18 protein-coding genes and 1 other annotated feature are annotated in these 17,562 nt (G+C 43.8%); of the genes, 13 read left to right on the top strand and 5 right to left on the bottom strand.

All coding sequences use genetic code 11. The annotated features are described in order from the left end of the window. Nucleotides 1-57: 57 nt before the first annotated feature. On the top strand, nt 58-498 hold the full coding sequence (locus EDD70_RS09490; protein WP_205408570.1) for a YaiI/YqxD family protein: 441 nt from the start codon (nt 58-60) through the stop codon (nt 496-498). Here EDD70_RS09490 and EDD70_RS09485 read toward each other — a convergent pair. Continuing rightward, nucleotides 455-1,234 (bottom strand): SDR family NAD(P)-dependent oxidoreductase, encoded by a 780-nt coding sequence (locus EDD70_RS09485; RefSeq protein ID WP_092750719.1) that lies wholly within the window; start codon nt 1,232-1,234, stop codon nt 455-457. The two genes, EDD70_RS09490 and EDD70_RS09485, sit on opposite strands and share 44 nt — an antisense overlap. A 352-nt stretch (nt 1,235-1,586) precedes the next feature. On the opposite strand from EDD70_RS09485, the gene EDD70_RS09480 reads away from it, so the two are divergent. The 5 genes from EDD70_RS09480 to EDD70_RS09460 all read left to right on the top strand — a co-directional run bounded on the left by EDD70_RS09480 (nt 1,587) and on the right by EDD70_RS09460 (nt 7,762). After that, nucleotides 1,587-1,892: a DUF3784 domain-containing protein gene (locus EDD70_RS09480; RefSeq protein WP_092750721.1), complete on the top strand. Its 306-nt coding sequence runs from the start codon at nt 1,587-1,589 to the stop codon at nt 1,890-1,892. 445 nt (nt 1,893-2,337) lie between these two features. Further along, the gene (locus tag EDD70_RS09475; protein ID WP_092754352.1) at nt 2,338-5,301 is read left to right on the top strand and encodes an acyl-CoA dehydratase activase; all 2,964 of its coding nucleotides are present in this window, start codon (nt 2,338-2,340) and stop codon (nt 5,299-5,301) included. Continuing rightward, nucleotides 5,285-6,559 carry a 2-hydroxyacyl-CoA dehydratase gene (locus EDD70_RS09470; RefSeq protein ID WP_092750723.1) on the top strand — a complete coding sequence of 425 codons (1,275 nt, stop codon included), beginning with the start codon at nt 5,285-5,287 and terminating at the stop codon, nt 6,557-6,559. The genes EDD70_RS09475 and EDD70_RS09470 overlap by 17 nt, the downstream gene beginning before the upstream one ends. 39 nt (nt 6,560-6,598) lie before the next feature. Then, nucleotides 6,599-7,456, top strand: a complete 858-nt coding sequence (locus EDD70_RS09465; protein ID WP_092750725.1) for a putative ABC transporter permease — start codon at nt 6,599-6,601, stop codon at nt 7,454-7,456. Between the two features lie 39 nt (nt 7,457-7,495). Beyond that, a complete protein-coding gene (locus tag EDD70_RS09460; protein ID WP_092750727.1) occupies nt 7,496-7,762 on the top strand; it encodes a DUF1294 domain-containing protein in 267 nt (88 codons plus the stop codon). Nucleotides 7,763-7,804: 42 nt separating this feature from the next. Here EDD70_RS09460 and EDD70_RS09455 read toward each other — a convergent pair whose 3' ends face one another. Continuing rightward, complete coding sequence (locus tag EDD70_RS09455; protein WP_092750729.1) at nt 7,805-8,203, bottom strand: DUF1284 domain-containing protein; 399 nt, start codon at nt 8,201-8,203, stop codon at nt 7,805-7,807. A 12-nt stretch (nt 8,204-8,215) separates the two neighbouring features. Next, nucleotides 8,216-8,740, bottom strand: coding sequence for a biotin transporter BioY (locus EDD70_RS09450; RefSeq protein ID WP_092750731.1), 525 nt, complete (start codon nt 8,738-8,740; stop codon nt 8,216-8,218). A gap of 166 nt (nt 8,741-8,906) precedes the next feature. Here EDD70_RS09450 and EDD70_RS09445 point away from each other — a divergent pair, with 166 nt between their 5' ends. Continuing rightward, nucleotides 8,907-9,353, top strand: a complete 447-nt coding sequence (locus tag EDD70_RS09445; RefSeq protein WP_092750733.1) for a cell wall hydrolase — start codon at nt 8,907-8,909, stop codon at nt 9,351-9,353. A 22-nt stretch (nt 9,354-9,375) separates the two neighbouring features. Then, nucleotides 9,376-9,987, top strand: coding sequence for a hypothetical protein (locus EDD70_RS09440; RefSeq protein WP_242943050.1), 612 nt, complete (start codon nt 9,376-9,378; stop codon nt 9,985-9,987). A gap of 51 nt (nt 9,988-10,038) precedes the next feature. On the opposite strand, the gene EDD70_RS09435 is transcribed toward EDD70_RS09440, so the two are convergent. Both EDD70_RS09435 and EDD70_RS09430 read right to left on the bottom strand, forming a co-directional pair. Further along, nucleotides 10,039-11,709 carry an AMP-binding protein gene (locus EDD70_RS09435; RefSeq protein ID WP_205408571.1) on the bottom strand — a complete coding sequence of 557 codons (1,671 nt, stop codon included), beginning with the start codon at nt 11,707-11,709 and terminating at the stop codon, nt 10,039-10,041. 90 nt (nt 11,710-11,799) lie between these two features. After that, nucleotides 11,800-12,351 (bottom strand): helix-turn-helix domain-containing protein, encoded by a 552-nt coding sequence (locus EDD70_RS09430; protein WP_092750737.1) that lies wholly within the window; start codon nt 12,349-12,351, stop codon nt 11,800-11,802. 45 nt (nt 12,352-12,396) lie between these two features. After that, nucleotides 12,397-12,644: a binding site (T-box leader), on the bottom strand. Between the two features lie 128 nt (nt 12,645-12,772). Here EDD70_RS09430 and EDD70_RS09425 point away from each other — a divergent pair. From EDD70_RS09425 to EDD70_RS09405, 5 genes are all read left to right on the top strand, one after another. Then, complete coding sequence (locus tag EDD70_RS09425) at nt 12,773-13,300, top strand: amidase domain-containing protein (protein WP_341465095.1); 528 nt, start codon at nt 12,773-12,775, stop codon at nt 13,298-13,300. 82 nt (nt 13,301-13,382) lie between these two features. Beyond that, entirely contained in the window at nt 13,383-14,015 is a 633-nt protein-coding gene (locus EDD70_RS09420) for an ABC transporter ATP-binding protein (protein ID WP_092750739.1), read from the top strand. Further along, nucleotides 14,012-14,794: an ABC transporter permease gene (locus tag EDD70_RS09415; protein WP_092750741.1), complete on the top strand. Its 783-nt coding sequence runs from the start codon at nt 14,012-14,014 to the stop codon at nt 14,792-14,794. Before EDD70_RS09420 ends, EDD70_RS09415 begins: the two co-directional genes overlap by 4 nt. A 122-nt stretch (nt 14,795-14,916) precedes the next feature. Continuing rightward, nucleotides 14,917-16,389: a 4-alpha-glucanotransferase gene (malQ, locus tag EDD70_RS09410; protein WP_092750743.1), complete on the top strand. Its 1,473-nt coding sequence runs from the start codon at nt 14,917-14,919 to the stop codon at nt 16,387-16,389. 201 nt (nt 16,390-16,590) lie between these two features. Beyond that, nucleotides 16,591-17,550: a diacylglycerol/lipid kinase family protein gene (locus EDD70_RS09405; protein WP_092750745.1), complete on the top strand. Its 960-nt coding sequence runs from the start codon at nt 16,591-16,593 to the stop codon at nt 17,548-17,550. Nucleotides 17,551-17,562 lie beyond the last annotated feature (12 nt).

Genomic DNA, 17,562 nt, shown 5'->3' with positions numbered 1-17,562 from the left:
TGGGTAGAATAAAGTTTATTATTTCTTGTTCAAATTTAAGCTTTACAGGAGTTTATCATGAAAATTCTGATTGATGCAGATGGCTGCCCTGTGGTGGATTCCGCTATCCGCCTTGCTAAGCAACATGAAAAAGAGGTGATTATCTTGTGCGACACCTCGCATGTATTCGAACGCGAAAATGCCCGTACCATCACCGTATCCAAGGGTGCGGACAGCGTTGATTTTGTTTTGGTAAATATGGTGCAAAAAGGTGATTTGGTGATTACACAAGATTACGGGCTTGCCGCCATGTGCCTAGCAAAAGGCGCGGTGCCGCTCAACCAAAACGGGCTGATTTACACAAACGATAACATTGATTCACTTTTGCTCGCTCGCCATACCGCCAAAAAAATCCGAAATGCGGGCGGCAGGCTCAAGGGCAGTGCAAAGCGTACCTGCGAGCAGGATGAGGCATTTACAAATGCTCTTTCTTCTTTGCTGTCGTCCACACCTTCATAACAGCGCGGTTTGGCAGCAGCTTTGCGGTGAGCCTGTGCAGCTTGTTAAAACAACCGCATACCGAAATATCTTTGCGCTTGTAAGTATCGTACAAGGCTTTTGCAACAACCTCTGCCGGTTCTTTGATAAATGCAAAATTGCTTACCGCTTTTGGGTTGGCAGTGGCTTTGGCTGTCTCAAAAAACTCGGTTTTCATCCACCCGGCGCACACAGCGGTACAAGTAATACCGCGTGGTTTTAATTCAAAATTCAGTGCACGTGAATAGCTTACAACAAATGCCTTGCTTGCTGCATATACCGCCATATCGGGCAAGGGCTGAAAAGATGAAGTGGATGCCATCTGCAAAATGTGTGCACCGCGCTTCATATAAGGCAATACGGAGTTTGTCATAGCAACCAAAGCTCGGCAGTTCAGGTCAATCATACCAAGTGCCTGTTCTTCGCCGATTTCGGCATAGCTACCGAATTTACCGTATCCTGCACAGTTTACAAGCAGATGTACGTCGGGTTTTAACTGTGCCAGTGTTGTTTTAAAATCAGCAATGCTTTGCGGCAAAGCAAGGTCGTAAACAAAAGTCCTCACGGGGATTCTAATATCCTTTTTCAGCTGTACCAAACGGTTTTCACGCCTTGCAATTACCCATATTTCGTCTAAATTACGGGCTTTTACAGCGATATACTTTGCAAACTCCCTGCCTATGCCGGAAGATGCCCCGGTTACAATTGCAATTTTCAATTATCCCACCGCTTTCTCTGTATATTTCTCTGTTAAGTTGCGTCATATGACTATTACTTTGCATAGCAAAATTTATTTTTAATGTTATTATACCACAAACGTAACGCGGTTGTGGTATAATAACGCATCGGGGTGGCAATAAAATCATTATGGTTATGGGATGTTTTTCTTTACATCAACTGCTCGGCTCAAAAATGGTTTTGTTTCCATTTACCGTAATATTATGGTATAATAACGGCGATGCGATTAAATAACCGCGTTTTGCGTAAAGGGCGCTGTGCCGATCATACTATTTGCCCCGATGCGCAATGGTATCATGTCTATATTATGAATAAAGACAGGAGATGTAGAAATGGATAGTACATGGGATTTGCTGCTTGCTCTTGCATTTCTGGCATTGGGTATTGCATTTCGCATGGGTAAGTGCGCAGACTGGGTTCTTGGCAAGGATGAAACCGTGCGAGCAAAGTACAATGAAGAAACCTCAATGCGCTTTTTTTCGGTTCTGATGTTTATACTTTCTGCCTGCAACTGGGTTTCTGTAATAGGCAATAACATTGGCAGTACAGCTATGGTTATGGTGGGCATAGCACTCAACCTGATTGTACTTATTATTGGTATGGTTTATTTTTTAAAAAGCAAAAAGTTTAGGAAGTAAACTTCCTTAGTTTTAAATCAAATGCCCTTTGCGTGTTTATGCAGAGGGCTTTTTTCTATACGGACATTCTCTGAAATATAGCATATCCATAAAATTTTTCGCAAAAGAAAACGAAGCTTTCCTTGCCAAGGTCGTGTTTTTTATATGCATAATGTCTAAAAATTACTGATAGCAAAATGCACCTAAATTACGACAAGACGGTGCTTAATTTGGCAAGTGTATGAATAGAACAACTGTTCTGTGAGTGTTATAATAGTATTGTGTCGTTATTTGTCAGTTTATAAAACACAACAGAATGATTAATAAATATAATAAACTGCATCAAACCAACAGGTTGCAGTAATTTTGAGTGATGGTTCGTTTTAATTTATGGGGCTGAAAATTGCCGCTACATCATATACTTATAAGAAGCTGCGTGCAGGATTATAAAAAAGAAGGTGTATATATGAGCCTGAGCATAGGAATTGATATTGGTTCCACAACGGTAAAAGTTGTGGTAATGGATAATGATGAAATACTTTTTAAGCACTATGAGCGCCATTATTCGCAGGTGCGCCAGAAAACCGCAGAGATATTTAAAAAAGCCAAAAATGCAATTGGTACGCGCCCTTTTAAAGTTGCTATCTCCGGCTCGGCAGGCTTTGGTGTTGCAAAGGCTGCAAAACTTGAGTTTATTCAAGAAGTTTTTGCAACGGGCGAAGCTGTTCGCCATTCCGGTAAGCCTATCGACATTGTAATTGAACTTGGCGGAGAAGATGCAAAAATATTATTTTTAACCGGTGGTGTTGAAGAACGTATGAATGGTACCTGCGCAGGAGGTACCGGTGCGTTTATAGACCAGATGGCAACGTTGCTGGATGTTTCTATGGATGAACTTGACCGGCTCAGCTTGCAGGCTCATCGTATTTATCCCATTGCTTCGCGGTGCGGTGTTTTTGCAAAATCAGATATTCAGCCGCTGCTCAATCAAGGTGCTGCAAAAGCCGACATAGCCGCGTCCATCTTTCAGGCAGTAGTAGACCAAACCATAACGGGGCTTGCACAAGGCAGAAGAATAGAGGGGCGCATCGGTTTTTTTGGCGGACCTCTGTTCTTTTTCAAGGGACTGCGAAAACGTTTTGTTGAAACATTAAAACTTACAGAAGAAAATGCTATCTTCCCTGAACTTGGCCAGTTTTCGGTTGCGATTGGATCTGCGGTGTTTTCTCGCAATAATACCGAAGAGATGACTTTTAAAGAACTAATTGAACGAATGGAAGATACTGCCAATGAAGTACGCAGTTCGCATTATCTTGAGCCGCTATTTTCGAACGAAGACGATTACCGCGCGTTTGTTAACCGCCACGCCAAAGCAACCACACCCCAAATTGCGATTGAAGAATATAGCGGAAATGCTTACCTCGGCATCGACTGCGGAAGTACCACCACAAAAGTGGTGCTGATTAGTGAACAAGCCGAGATTTTATACAGTTACTACAGCTCCAACCGAGGCAACCCTGTGGATATTATACGGGATCAGCTCATAAAAATATGGCAGCTATGTGCAGATCGCGTGTTTATCCGTGCAAGTGTTGTAACAGGGTACGGCGAAGAACTTATTAAAAGCGCTTTTGATATGGATGCAGGCATTGTTGAGACGATGGCGCATTTTAAAGCAGCAAAATTCTTTTGCCCTGAGGTAGATTTTATTCTTGATATCGGCGGACAGGATATGAAGTGTTTTAAGGTGAAAAATGATTCTGTCGATTCCATTTTGCTCAACGAAGCATGTTCTTCGGGCTGTGGCTCTTTTATCGAAACTTTTGCGCGCAGTATGGGCTATGAAATTGAAGATTTCTCGAAGCACGGTATTTTTTCGCAGTATCCCGTCGATTTGGGTTCGCGTTGTACTGTTTTTATGAACTCATCGGTAAAACAAGCACAAAAAGAAGGGGCAAGTGTAGAAGATATTTCTGCCGGTCTTTCCATGAGTGTAGTTAAAAACGCCATCTATAAGGTAATTCGTGCCCATAGTGCCGACGAATTGGGCGATAAAATTGTAGTGCAGGGCGGTACTTTTTATAACGATGCGGTACTGCGCAGCTTTGAAAAAGAGCTTGGCAAGCATGTAATCCGCCCAACCATTGCCGGCTTGATGGGGGCTTATGGTGCGGCACTGCACGCGCGAGATATGAACCTCAGCGCATCCACAACGATGAAACCGGACAAACTCGCCACATTTAAGCACACCTCCAAAGCGGTACAGTGTGGGTTATGTAACAATCGCTGTAATCTTACGGTCAACACCTTTGCAGACGGCAAAAAATATATTTCTGGCAACAAGTGCGAGCGCCCGTTGGGTGTTAAAAAAAGTACACCGCTGCCCAATATGTATACATATAAACTCAACCGCATTAAAGCTTTACAGCAGGTGGAAGGCAAGCGTGGCAAAATCGGTATCCCTTTAGGGCTGAATATGTACGAAAATATACCGTTTTGGCATGAGTTTTTCACGATGCTTGGTTTTGAAGTGGTGCTTTCAGATATTTCATCCACTGAACTTTACAATAAAGGGCGTTATTCCATCCCGTCCGACACAGTTTGCTATCCTGCAAAACTGATGCATGGGCACATTGAAAGCCTGCTTGAAAAAGGGGTGGACACCATTTTTTACCCCTGCCTTACCTACAACTTTGATGAAGAAAAAGGCGATAACCACTACAATTGCCCTGTAGTAGCTTATTACCCCGAGCTGATGCGTGCAAATATTGCAAAGCTGCAGGATATAACATTTATGTACCCTTACTTCGGGCTGCACAGACCAAAAGATTTTGTTAAAAAAGCGTATGCCTATTTTCATGGCTATTATGCCGATATGACGCAAAGTGAAATAAAGGTTGCTGTAAAAAAAGCATACGAGTGCTACTATAAATGGCAAAATGATTTGATACTTGAAGGTGCAAAGGTAATTGAATACGCGAAAAAGAATAAACTGCAAATGGTGGTGCTTGCCGGAAGACCGTATCATATCGACCCCGAAATCAACCACGGCATCGACCAACTCATCAGTTCGTTCGGCATCGTGGTGCTTTCAGAGGATTGTGTATCTGATTTGGTGCTGCCGCAAAGAGTGAACGTGCTCAACCAATGGACGTATCACTCGCGCCTTTATAACGCGGCGAAATATTGTACCTTGCATCAAGACACCGAATTGGTGCAGCTGGTATCGTTCGGCTGCGGTATTGATGCCATTACAACCGACGAAGTACGCGATATTTTGGAGCGCTCGGGCAAATTGTATACCCAACTGAAAATAGATGAAATCAATAATCTCGGTGCGGCTAAAATTCGCATCCGCAGTATGCTTGGTGCCATAGAAGAGCGCCGTAACACAGCAAAAGGGGGAATGCATCATGCTGCAAGGCAATAAATCATCTCATCCTGTTTTTACAGAGGAAATGAAAAAAACTCATACTATTTTACTGCCGATGATGCTCCCAATCCACTTTACTTTTATGCAGAAAATTCTGCAGCAGCACGGCTACCATGCAGAGCTGCTCATCAATGACAACCGCAGTGTGGTTAATGAGGGGCTTAAATATGTACATAACGATACCTGTTATCCTGCACTGCTGGTAATAGGGCAGATGATTGACGCGCTGAAAAGCGGAAAGTACGACCCGAACAAAGTTGCGCTGATGATTACCCAAACGGGGGGCGGCTGCCGTGCATCCAATTATATTTTTCTGTTGCGCAAGGCACTGCAAAAGAGCGGGTTTGGAAATGTACCTGTTATTTCGCTCAACTTTAAGGCGCTCGAAAACAGCCCTGGGTTTAAGCTTACTTTGCCACTGGTGATTCGTTTGTTATACGCAGTGGTGCTTGGCGATTTTCTTATGCTGCTCAAAAACCAGTGCAAGCCTTATGAACAACACCCCGGTGATACCGATACCATCGTGCAAAAATGGATGGACACTATTTTAGCAAGCTGGGGAGAAAATGCAAAGCTGGTCAACTATAAAAATTTGAAAAATTTATATCCCACTATTTTGCAAGACTTTGCATCCATTCCGAAAAACGACGAGAAAAAGATTAAAGTGGGTATTGTGGGCGAAATCTATGTAAAATATTCTCCTATGGGCAATAACCATCTTGAAGATTTTTTGCTTGCCGAAGGGGCTGAAGTGGTTGTACCCGGACTTATCGACTTTTGCCTGTATTGTATTTATAACGGAATTGAAGACAGACATCTTTACGGCGGAAAGTGGCTGCCTTATGGTGCACATAAAATCGCATACCGTTATTTTATCAGCAAACAGCGCGATATGATTACAGCAATCGAAAAACACGGAGTGTTCGACCCGCCAATGTCTTTTGAAAAAACCAATCAGCTTGCCGAGCAGTATATCAGCCGCGGGGTAAAGATGGGCGAGGGATGGCTTCTCACCGTAGAAATGGCAGAACTGATTGAAAAGGGTGTGCAAAACATTGTTTGCACCCAACCGTTTGGTTGCCTGCCCAACCATATTGTGGGCAAAGGTATGATTAACGAAATTAAGTCGAAACATCCCGATGCAAACATCGTAGCCATCGACTACGACCCCGGTGCCAGTGAGGTGAATCAGCAAAACCGTATTAAGATGATGCTTGCAAATGCCGGACGAAACGCGATTGCAGAATCAGTTTAGACTTTTCAAAAATAGTATTACCGTTGGGGGAGTACCGTTTTGTTTTATTTCTGTAAGTTGATTTTATATTTTTCTTTCTACAGCTTTTTGGGGTGGGTATGCGAATGCATATACTGCTCTGTTATTCAAAAAAAATTGGTAAACCGCGGCTTTTTAACAGGCCCTGTATGCCCTGTTTACGGCTTTGGCGCATTGCTTGTTATTTTTCTTCTGCGTCCTTTTACACAAAATGCGTTCCTTGTATTTTTTTGCGGGATGCTGGTTACCAGTGTGCTTGAATACTTTACCGCCTTACTGTTAGAGCGGCTGTTTCATATGAAGTGGTGGGATTACTCCCAGTTTCGGTTTCATATCCACGGCAGAGTTTGCCTGTTAAACTCGGTATTGTTTGGTTTGCTTTCTGCCGTTGTTGTACTGGTCATCCATCCTTCTGCTGCATATGTGGCAGAAAGACTATCTGTTACGGCAATCTACGTTTTAGGTGGTATTCTTGTAGTTTTGTTTATGGCAGATACCTTACTTTCTGTTCGCACCACTCTGGAGATTTCGGGCAAGTTAGAGCAATTATATGCCGCTGCAGAAGAACTGCGTGAACGCAGCGAAAGTTATAAACAGCAGTTCCAGCAAAATATAGAAAGTAAGTTTGAAAATAAACTGCAAAAGCTGCGTTCTGCAGCCGATTTGGAAGAATACCGTACCGAATTTGAAGAAAAACGTGCAGCAGCGGCTGAGCATATCGAAAAGTTGAAAGCACGCATTGCAATGCTCATACGCAGTAACAAATTGCATCGGCGTCTCATCAATGCATTCCCTCACTTAAAATCTTTACGTTACCAGAACACTTTTGAGAAATTTCGTGAGGCAATCAAAGAAAAGCGATGGAATACCCGTAAATAATAGGACATTTTAAATTTTACACAAAGAAAGTTTGGGTTTATGAATTATTTTTTGGAATATCTCGCGATTATTAACGTGGTTGGCTTTGTAATGTTCGGTTACGACAAATTTTTGGCTAAAGCTCGGCAGCGTCGTATCCCTGAAAGTACGCTGATGACAGTGGCAGCTATGGGCGGTTCGGTGGGCTGCTATGCTTCTATGATGCTGTTTCGTCATAAAACGCGTCATTTCAAATTTAAAATAGGCATACCGTTTATTATAATACTGCAAGCCACGCTGTACGTTCTTTATAAAATCTATCTGTAAACAAAAAAGTCCGGTAATGGAGCACCCCATTACCGGACCTTTTTATGTCTTCTTACCACAAATGGCAAGCCATTCGCAGTTTATGCACACTCCTGAGAGTTTTTGTTTCTGTAAAATATGTAGTTGAATCAATTGTCTAAACTGTTTCCAACTCAGTATATCACCTTCCCGCAAACCGCATAGGGCAAGGCAGGCAGCATCGTAACTAGCCACTTTTTGCCCTGATTTACATCTGCTGTGCAGATTGTGCGGGCAACGGCTGCAAAGAATATCGGTTGTACATTGCAACTGCACCGTTTGGCTGGGATGTTCGGAGAGATGCTTGAGCACCAATGTCATATTTTCTACAAATTCTTTGCTATAGCCACTGCCTTCAAAGTGTTGCAGGCATAACCCGTGGTGCGGGCGTAAAATGATGGGGTGCTTTAAATCTTGTATCATCGTAACGTCATCCTAAACAAAGCGCTGCAGGCGCTTAACCAAAAACGCTGCCGCTGCAATTTTTAGCGCGTCACCAATTAAAAAGGGGACAACGCACATCATCAGCGATTCTATCAATGCATTTTTTGTTACAACCATAAACCAAGCAGTACCTAATGTATAACACAGCACCAAACCTGTAATCATGGCAAGCACTAAGTTGAAAAATGTTCTGCTCGTTTTTGTAACAATCAAGCCAATCAGCCATGCAGCCGCAATGTACCCGATAATATACCCGCCGGTAGGGCCTAAGACAATTCCTATTCCTCCGGTTAACATAGCAAAAACAGGTAAACCTACTGCACCCATCAGCACATATACTGTTTGGCTGAGTGCAGCTGCACTGCTGCCCAATAATCCCCCTGCAACAAAAACAGAAAGCATGGCGAGGTTAATAGGTATAGGGCCGATTGGTATTAAAAGCTGAGACATTACAGCTGTGAGTGCCGCAAACAATGCGCAAAGAGTTAGTTTTTTTATAGAGATTTTTGTTGTCATTCCTTACTCTCCTAATGTAAACCATAAAATTAAAACTAGTTTACAATGAGTATAGCGAATCAGCACGAAAATGTCAAGGACATATTGCCGTTTTGTAGCATAACGTGTGCTGCGCCCATATAATAAAACGGAGATGTAAAACCGACCCATAAAAGAGGTGAAGATAATGCCTTTCGATAGCAGGGAGATGTTGGCAAGGCTGATTAAATGTGAAGCAGGCGGAGAAGGCGACGCAGGAATGCGTGCTGTGGCTACCGTAATTATGAACCGAGCCACCGTGCCCTACGGTGAATTTTTTCGTGTCAGCAACGGGGGAGATGTGCGCCGAATTATGGAGCAAATTGGGCAGTTTAACTGTATGACCGATACGTTGGGTGGCAAATACAATGCACAGAACATATGGAATATGTCGGTAGACCAAATACATTATGACATTGCAGATTGGGCTTTAGGTGGAGGCAGGCTGTCTGCCATTGATAATTCGCTGTTTTTCTATAACCCTTACAGTGTGGTGTGTATCGATTATTTTCCAAAAGGCGGTGTAGGGGTAATCCATAACCGCGTTAATCAGCATTGTTTCTATATTCCTACATCAAAATATGCACAAACATAAATTTAGTTAAAGGAGAGTACCTATGAACGATATTATAAATCAAAACCCGTGGCTTTCGCCGGCACAGCAAGGCACGTGCCCAAACTGCCCCCCGCCATTCATGCCTCCCCCGTCTGCTGCCCAAAGCGATATGTTTCCATTCAGTGCAGCGCCGTCTCAAACAGTGCCCCAAAGCAACATGACAAGGCAGATACCTCGAACCCCAGAACAACCAAACCCGCCAAGATCAATCGTAAATACATTTCCGGGCTCGGCTCAAAGCGGATTTTTGTCCCCATCCGCTTTGATGCCTCCGTCAACGTCTAATGTTGGCGATATGGGGCCGTTACCTCAGCTGCCTACAACGGTAGACGGAAACTCACCTAACGTTTTGCCCGGGCTTACCGCTATTAATCTGTTTAACCAGCCGGCAGCAGTTAATGTTGAAAGCCTGCAATATCTCAACGGTTTTATGCTGACGCAAATAGGACGAATGGTGTCGGTTGAATTTTTAATTGGCACCAGCACGATGTTGACCAAAAACGGCAGGTTGGTTGGAGTAGGTGCAAACTACATTTTAATTAATGAATTTGAAAGCGACGATGTTATTGCGTGTGATTTTTACAGTATCAAATTCATTCGATTTTACTACTAATGAAAAAGCTTCGGAAGTGTTCCGAAGCTTTTTTATTTATCTATAAAACTGTTATTTTATATGGTTGCCTTCATCTTGATGGCGAATTTGCGCCCGTTTGATTTTACCGCCAATCGTCTTGGGCAGTTCGTCTACAAACTCGATGATGCGCGGATATTTGTAGGGCGCGGTTGTGTGTTTTACATGGTTTTGCAGTTCTTTTTTCAGCTCATCGCTGGGGGTATAACCCTTGGCAAGCACGACGGTTGCCTTTACAACCTGCCCGCGGATAGGGTCGGGTGCACCGGTAATGGCACATTCTACAACCGCAGGGTGCTCTACCAACGCACTTTCTACCTCAAAAGGCCCAATGCGGTAACCCGAGCATTTAATTACATCATCGTTTCTGCCCACAAACCAGTAGTACCCCTCACTGTCACGCCAAGCTACATCGCCGGTATCGTAATATTTACCGCCAAGGGCCGCCTTTGTTTGTTCTTCGTTGTGGAAATAGCCATGGAACAAACCAACGGGAATTTCTTTGTCAATGCCAAACACGCAAATGGTTCCTTCCTCACCGTCTTCACATTCTTCGCCATCTGCGTTCATGAGCCGAATATCATAAAGCGGGGAGGGCTTTCCGGTAGAGCCGGGTTTTGGTTCGAACCACTCAAAATTTGCAAGCAGTACGGTCGATTCGCTCTGGCCGAAGCCCTCGGTCATGCGGACACCGGTGAGTTCATACCATTTACGAAAAATTTCGGGGTTAAGCGGTTCGCCGGCATTGCAGCAGCGTTTTATAGAGGAAAGGTCGAACTTGGTAACATCCTCTTGCAGCATAAACCGGAACATGGTGGGAGGGGCACAAAAAGTGGTTACCTTATAGCGCTCCAGCTTTTCTAAAAGGTTGAGCGGGACGAATTTTTCCATATCGTATGCAAAAATAACCGCACCGCAGCACCATTGCCCGTAAATTTTACCCCAACCGAATTTTGCCCAGCCAGAATCTGAAACGCTCATGTGCAATTTGTTTTCTTGCACGCGCTGCCAGTACTTTGCGGTTACAATGTGCCCAAGCGGGTGAGTAAAGGTATGCTGTACCATTTTGGGGTGGCTGGTAGTGCCGGAGGTAAAGTATACAAGCATAATATCATCGTTGTTGTTGGCTTCGTCACCGGTAGGGCGGACGAAGTCCTCACTGTACTTTGAAATTTCCTCGTCAAAATTCATCCAGCCATCGCGTTTGCCGCCTGCCAGTGCAAGGTGTTTGATGCTCGGAGCCTCTTCGCGGGCACCCTCCACTTGTTCGATTACAAAATCATCATTTACGCATACCATCATAGAGATTTTTGCGGCATTTGCACGGTAAATAAGGTCGTTTTTTGTAAGCTGCAAAGTGCCGGGGATGAGAGTTGCCCCAATTTTATGCAGAGCTACGGCTGCTACCCAATATTCCCAGCGACGGCGCAGGATGAGCATGACAACCGTCCCTTTTTTCACTCCGCAAGCTTTAAAAAAGTTTGCAGCCTGGTTGGATTTTTTGCGGATATCTTCAAAGGTAAAGATTCGTTCTTCGCCGTGGTCATCGCACCAAACCAAAGCTTTTTTGTTGCTATCCTCTTTTGCCCAGGCATCCACTATATCAAAGCCGAAGTTAAAGTGCTCGGGTACATTTACCTTATAGTTTTTTTTAAAATCTTCATAGGAGTCAAACTCCTGTCTTGGTAAAAAACGTTCCAACATCGTTCGGATTCTCCCTGTTTATTAGATTTCATGCATTGCCTGCTAAATTGCACTTCGATAGAACATCAAATTTTACAGCAGTAAACCTGTTTATTCTGCAATTACGGTGAGAAAGGTAGCCGGCTCACTCCCCACGCAAGATTGACCGTGCGGATGGCGCGGATTAAAGTAGATGGTATCGCCTGCATGCAAGATAATCTCTTTTTTGTCGAACGTTACCTTAACCGTACCGGTAAGCACCATATTAAACTCTTGCCCACTGTGCGTAACCAAATCAGCAATATCGTCTGACGGGTCAAGCGTTACCAAAAGAGGCTGCATAATTTTGCGGCTGTACCGGTATGCCAAATCTTTAAAGTGATAACCGGGGTAACGGTCGGCATTTTTACCTTCACCTGCTCTTACCACGTGGTAGGTATCAAGTTTGCCTGCTTCACCGGTAAGCAGCTCGTTAAAGTCAACGCCGAATTTGTTTGCTATTTGAAAAATAATGTTAATGGGGATATTAATTCCATCATTTTCGTAGCTGAGATATGTGGCTACGTCAATGTTTAGCTCGTGTGCTAACTGCTCAACACTGTAACCGCAAACCTCACGCAGTTCTCTAATGCGGTCGGTTAGCTCTTTAATCTTTTGTTCCATGCATACCATCCTTTCAAATTAAAAAAAGCCCGCCTTAAGCATATTGCTTAGGGCGAACTATCCGTTCGTGGTACCACCTAAATTCAGAGATTACTCTCTGCACTTTGCCAATACGGGAAATTAAATCCGATATTGCTTTCCTGATAACGGCGGAAATTCCGTTGAAGCCTACTAATCATTGTTCGGTTCAAAGCTCAAAGGCTACTTCCATACTTCCCTTACGAAGATTTTCACCAACCATCTTCTCTCTGTGCTGCGGGTGAGTATGTACTCCTCCTTGTCAACGCTTTTGCTCATATCATTAATTTTTATTCATCATAGCAGATGAAATACGAAAAGTCAACACAAAAAATCGAGAACGCCGAGTGTTAAGGCGGCATATTCTATGAGTGAGCAATTCTTTTGAAAGGAACACGATCTTATGAGATACGAAATGCGTGAATTTTCTTATGATCGAGAAAAAGCTGTGGCTTACGCACATCAGTGGGCATATTTTCGCAACCCAAATTATTATGATTTTCAGGATATTGGTGGAGACTGCACAAATTATGCGTCCCAATGTATTTTTGCAGGCAGCGGCATTATGAATTATACGCCAACATTCGGATGGTATTATATCAGTGTAAATGACCGTGCGCCCGCATGGACGGGGGTACAGTACCTTTATAATTTTCTTACCACCAACGAAGGGGTAGGCCCCTACGGGCGAGAAGTTACGATCGATGAGATTCAGCCCGGAGATGTAATCCAGCTTGCTTTAGACCGAGACGAATTCCATCATTCCCCTGTGGTGGTTTCCATCGTCGATAACACCCCAACGCTTGACAACATTCAAATTGCTGCCCATACCAATGATTGTGATTGCCGTCCTCTTTCCAGCTACAATTTTAGAAAAATCCGATTTATTCATATTCAAGGTGTACGGTACTTACAAGCCGTAGAGGATTAGTAAAAACCGAGCCGAAAGGCTCGGCTTTTTTCTTGAAAAATGGTATAATAGGCTGTAACGATTTTGAGGATGAGGTGACACAATGTTTGAAATCAGCAACCTAAAATTTATGAATATTCTCAATATTCCCAATTTGATCATCGACCGCCAGGTAACCTGCATTATGGGTGCATCGGGCAGCGGAAAAACAACATTTCTTCGTATGCTTAACCGTTTAAATGCTCCCGATGAAGGTACCATCTTATATAACGGCGAGGATATTTCTTCTTTGGATGCGGTAAAACTTCGCCGCCGTGTGGTAATGCTTGGGCAGACACCGGTTATTTACAGTGGAGATATCCGCGATAATTTACAAATCGGGCTGGAATTATCTCAAAAGCTGGCTGCAACGGAACAGATGCTCAAGCAAAGCTTGGAACGCGTGGGCTTGAACAAACCCCTTGATGAGCCCTGCGGCAAACTCTCGGGCGGTGAAAAGCAGCGGCTGTGCCTTGCTCGTGTACTGCTCATGGATGCAGAAACTTATCTGCTGGATGAGCCATCTGCGGCGTTGGATAGAGAAACAGAGCATTTTGTGATTCACAACCTTGCCAATTATGTACAAGAGAAGGACAAGCAATTGGTGATGGTAACACATTCTCAAGCGATTGCCGAGCATTATCGTGATTGCACCATACTGTTTGAAGCAGGCAGAACAGGGGGGTATCAGCAATGAATGATACGGTGATAAATTTATCGGTTATTCAGCTTTCGTTTGCCTATATATTTGTGTTGGTTCTTTTGGTGATTTTTAAAGCACGCGGTATCAAGCGAGAAAAGCAAATTTTAATTGCCACCACACGCATGACGGTACAGCTTACCGTTATGGGTTATGTGCTCATGTATGTATTTCAAAAACCCAGTTGGTGGCTTACGCTGGTAATGATTGCGGTTATGGTGGCATTTGCAATTTATAATGCGCTAAAACGTGTAAAAACAACGATGTCGCAGCCTCTTAAGCAAATAACGGCTGCTTCTATGGTCTTTGGTTTTACCATCACTGCTTTAACTTTTATTGTTGGCGTATTGCAAGTGCGTCCATGGTATCATCCGCAATATTTTATTCCCATATCGGGTATGATTGTCGGCAACTCCATGACAGGCATCTCGCTTGGCGCAAACAGGCTTTGCAGCGATATGGTTGACAAACGCCCGATTATTGAAAACTCGCTGATGTTGGGGGCAACCCCTTCACGTGCAACGCGCGATATTATCAACGGCGCATTTGACAGTGCTATTTTACCCACGATGAACAATATGCTTACTATGGGCATTGTGTCGCTCCCAGGCATGATGACGGGGCAAATTTTATCGGGTACTTTTCCGCTTACGGCAATAAAATATCAAATCGGCATTATGCTTGCAATTTTGGGCAGTACGGCACTTACCGTGGTAATGTTTGTAACGCTTGGGTACAAAACGTTTTTTACAAAAGACGGACGCTTAAATTATTAAGCCTTTAAAATAACAATTTGTATAAATGTGCTTTAACCAACTTTATATTTTAAATTTGAAAAAAGAATGAAAGTACACATAAGTCAAACAATATATTCGAATCACTTTGTAAGGAGATTTTTATGCGTAGCTGCGGAGTTTTATTGCATATCACCAGCCTGCCGTCGCAGTATGGTATTGGCACAATGGGCAAATGTGCATATGAGTTCATTGATTTTTTAATAAAGGCGGGGCAGCAATATTGGCAGATTTTGCCCACCACTCCCACAGGTGAGGGCAACTCGCCCTATTCGTCTTATTCTGTATTTGCGGGCAACCCGTTGTTTATTGACCTTGAGCTGCTGATAGAAGAAGGACTTCTCACAAAAGAAGAATGTGATGCTGTTGATTTTGGAGAGAACCCGCTTCGCGTTGATTACGACAAAGTAATTGCAGGCAAATACAACCTGCTCAAAAAAGCTTATACCCGCTTTTTAGGCGACAAAACGGATTTTGAACTTTTTTGCAGCCGACACGCGGTTTGGCTTACCGATTATGCATTGTATATGGCGTTAAAAGAACAGTTTGGCAACTCGCCATGGTATTCTTGGCAAGAATCCATCCGCCTATATGAGCCTGAGGCTGTACAGCTGTGGAAAAGCAAACTTGCCGAGGAAATAAAATTCTGGTGTTTTGTACAGTATGTTTTTCATCGGCAATGGTGTGCGCTCAAAGCCTATGCCAATCAAAAGGGTATCGGTATCATTGGTGATATACCCATTTATGTTGCAATGGACAGTGCGGATGTTTGGGCGGGAAAACAACTGTTTCAGCTTGATTCCAAAGGGCTGCCTACCGATGTAGCGGGTGTGCCGCCCGACGGATTTTCGGCTACAGGGCAGCTTTGGGGCAACCCGCTTTACAACTGGGCAGGGATGAAACAGGATGGTTATGCTTGGTGGGTACGGCGTGTACGGCATACAGCCGAGCTGTGCGATGTCATTCGGTTCGACCATTTTCGCGGATTTGATGAGTACTATGCAATCCCTTACGGCGATAAAACCGCAGAAAATGGGCAGTGGAAAAAAGGCCCTGGTATTGATTTGTTTCGCCTAATCGACAAAGAACTGGATAATCCCAAAATCATTGCGGAAGACTTGGGGCTGCTCACCGACGGTGTACGTAAATTGCTTGCAGATTCCGGCTATCCCGGCATGAAGGTGCTGCAATTTGCATTTGATTCCGATTGGAAAAACCCCTATTTGCCGTACAATTATATCACCGACAACGCGGTTGTTTATACCGGTACCCACGATAACGATACTGTTTGCGGATGGTATGCGGCATGTGCGAGTTCTACCCGCCGCTTTGCACGCAAATATTTGGATATAAGCAGGACGGATAAACCGAATTGGAAGATGATTGGCTGCGCCTACCAATCTCGTGCAAAGCTTGCCATGGTACAAATGCAAGATTTTTTGGCTCTTGGCAGCGAGGCTAGGATGAATATCCCATCGGTACCGAAAGGAAACTGGGAATGGAGAATGCTGGAGCAGGCACTGAGCGAAAAACTCGCACTTAAAATACGAAAACTCGTCTATAAGTATAGAAATTGAATCTACTGGGTTTTGGAGGATTTAACAAAGATACACTCTTGAAAATTGTCGGTAAAAAGGATATACTGTAGAAAAAGCAGACATGGCGGTATCGGTTCAATGAGATGCCGATTTAAATAAAAGAATTCTAATATTTTTATAGAGGATATAAGAAGAGCAGTCTGCCATAGGCAGATTGCCCTTTTCTTCGTAGGGGGCAAGATGAAGCATTATTTCATCATTAATCCGGCAGCGGGCAGAAAAAATGCCGCAGAAGGTCTGCGAGTACGTATACAACAGGCATTTGCTGCTTTAAATGACAGATATGAAATTTATATTACAAAAAATGTAGGCGATGCGGTTCGTTATGTTCGCAAAATCTGCGGCAGTACAAAAGAAGAACTTCGCTTTTATGCTTGCGGCGGCGACGGTACTTTAAACGAAGTAGTAAACGGGGCAGCAGGTTTTGTACATGCCAGTGTTACTTCGGTGCCTTGTGGCTCGGGCAATGATTTTGTGCGTAATTTTGAGCCAACCTCGTGCTTTCAGCAGCTGGAATTTTTAGCAAATGTTTCAGCACAGCCAATTGATTTGCTGTGCTTTTCCGGCGGTGCATACGGGGTGAACATGTGCAATATTGGGTTTGATGCAAATGTTGCTTTGCATATGTCAAAATTTAAAATGCTGCCATTTGTAAAGGGGCAGATGGCATATAATTTAGCGTTGCTTTATAGCTTGCTGAACAAGATGTCTACCCACTTGCGCATTACGGTGGATGGAAATGAGACATTTGAAGGAGAGTTTTTGCTCACAGCCATCGGTAACGGGCGCTTTTGCGGGGGAGGCTACAAAGGCACCCCCTTGGCAAAGGTGAACGATGGTTTGCTTGACCTATGTATTGTCAAAAAGGTATCGCGTTTTAACTTAGTTAAGCTGGTAAATGTATACAAGGCAGGCATGCATTTGCAAGATGCACAGCTACAACCTTACATTATATACCGCCGATGCAGGCAGATAGATATTGCCGCACCGCAGCCGTTTGCCATGAGTGTAGACGGTGAGAACACGCGTGTGCAAAGTGTTTCTGTAAAAATTGCTGAGCGCGCACTCAGTTTTGCTGCTCCTATGCAAGATTGTGCCTGCTCTCCTGCCTTAGTTTGTGCTGGATGTGGGGGAAATTAGCATAAAATCCAT

The organism is Hydrogenoanaerobacterium saccharovorans (genome assembly GCF_003814745.1).
Classification (GTDB): domain Bacteria; phylum Bacillota; class Clostridia; order Oscillospirales; family Ruminococcaceae; genus Hydrogenoanaerobacterium; species Hydrogenoanaerobacterium saccharovorans.
The sequence above is the reverse complement of the archived record's forward strand: the minus strand, read 5'-3'. Positions and strand labels throughout refer to the sequence as shown.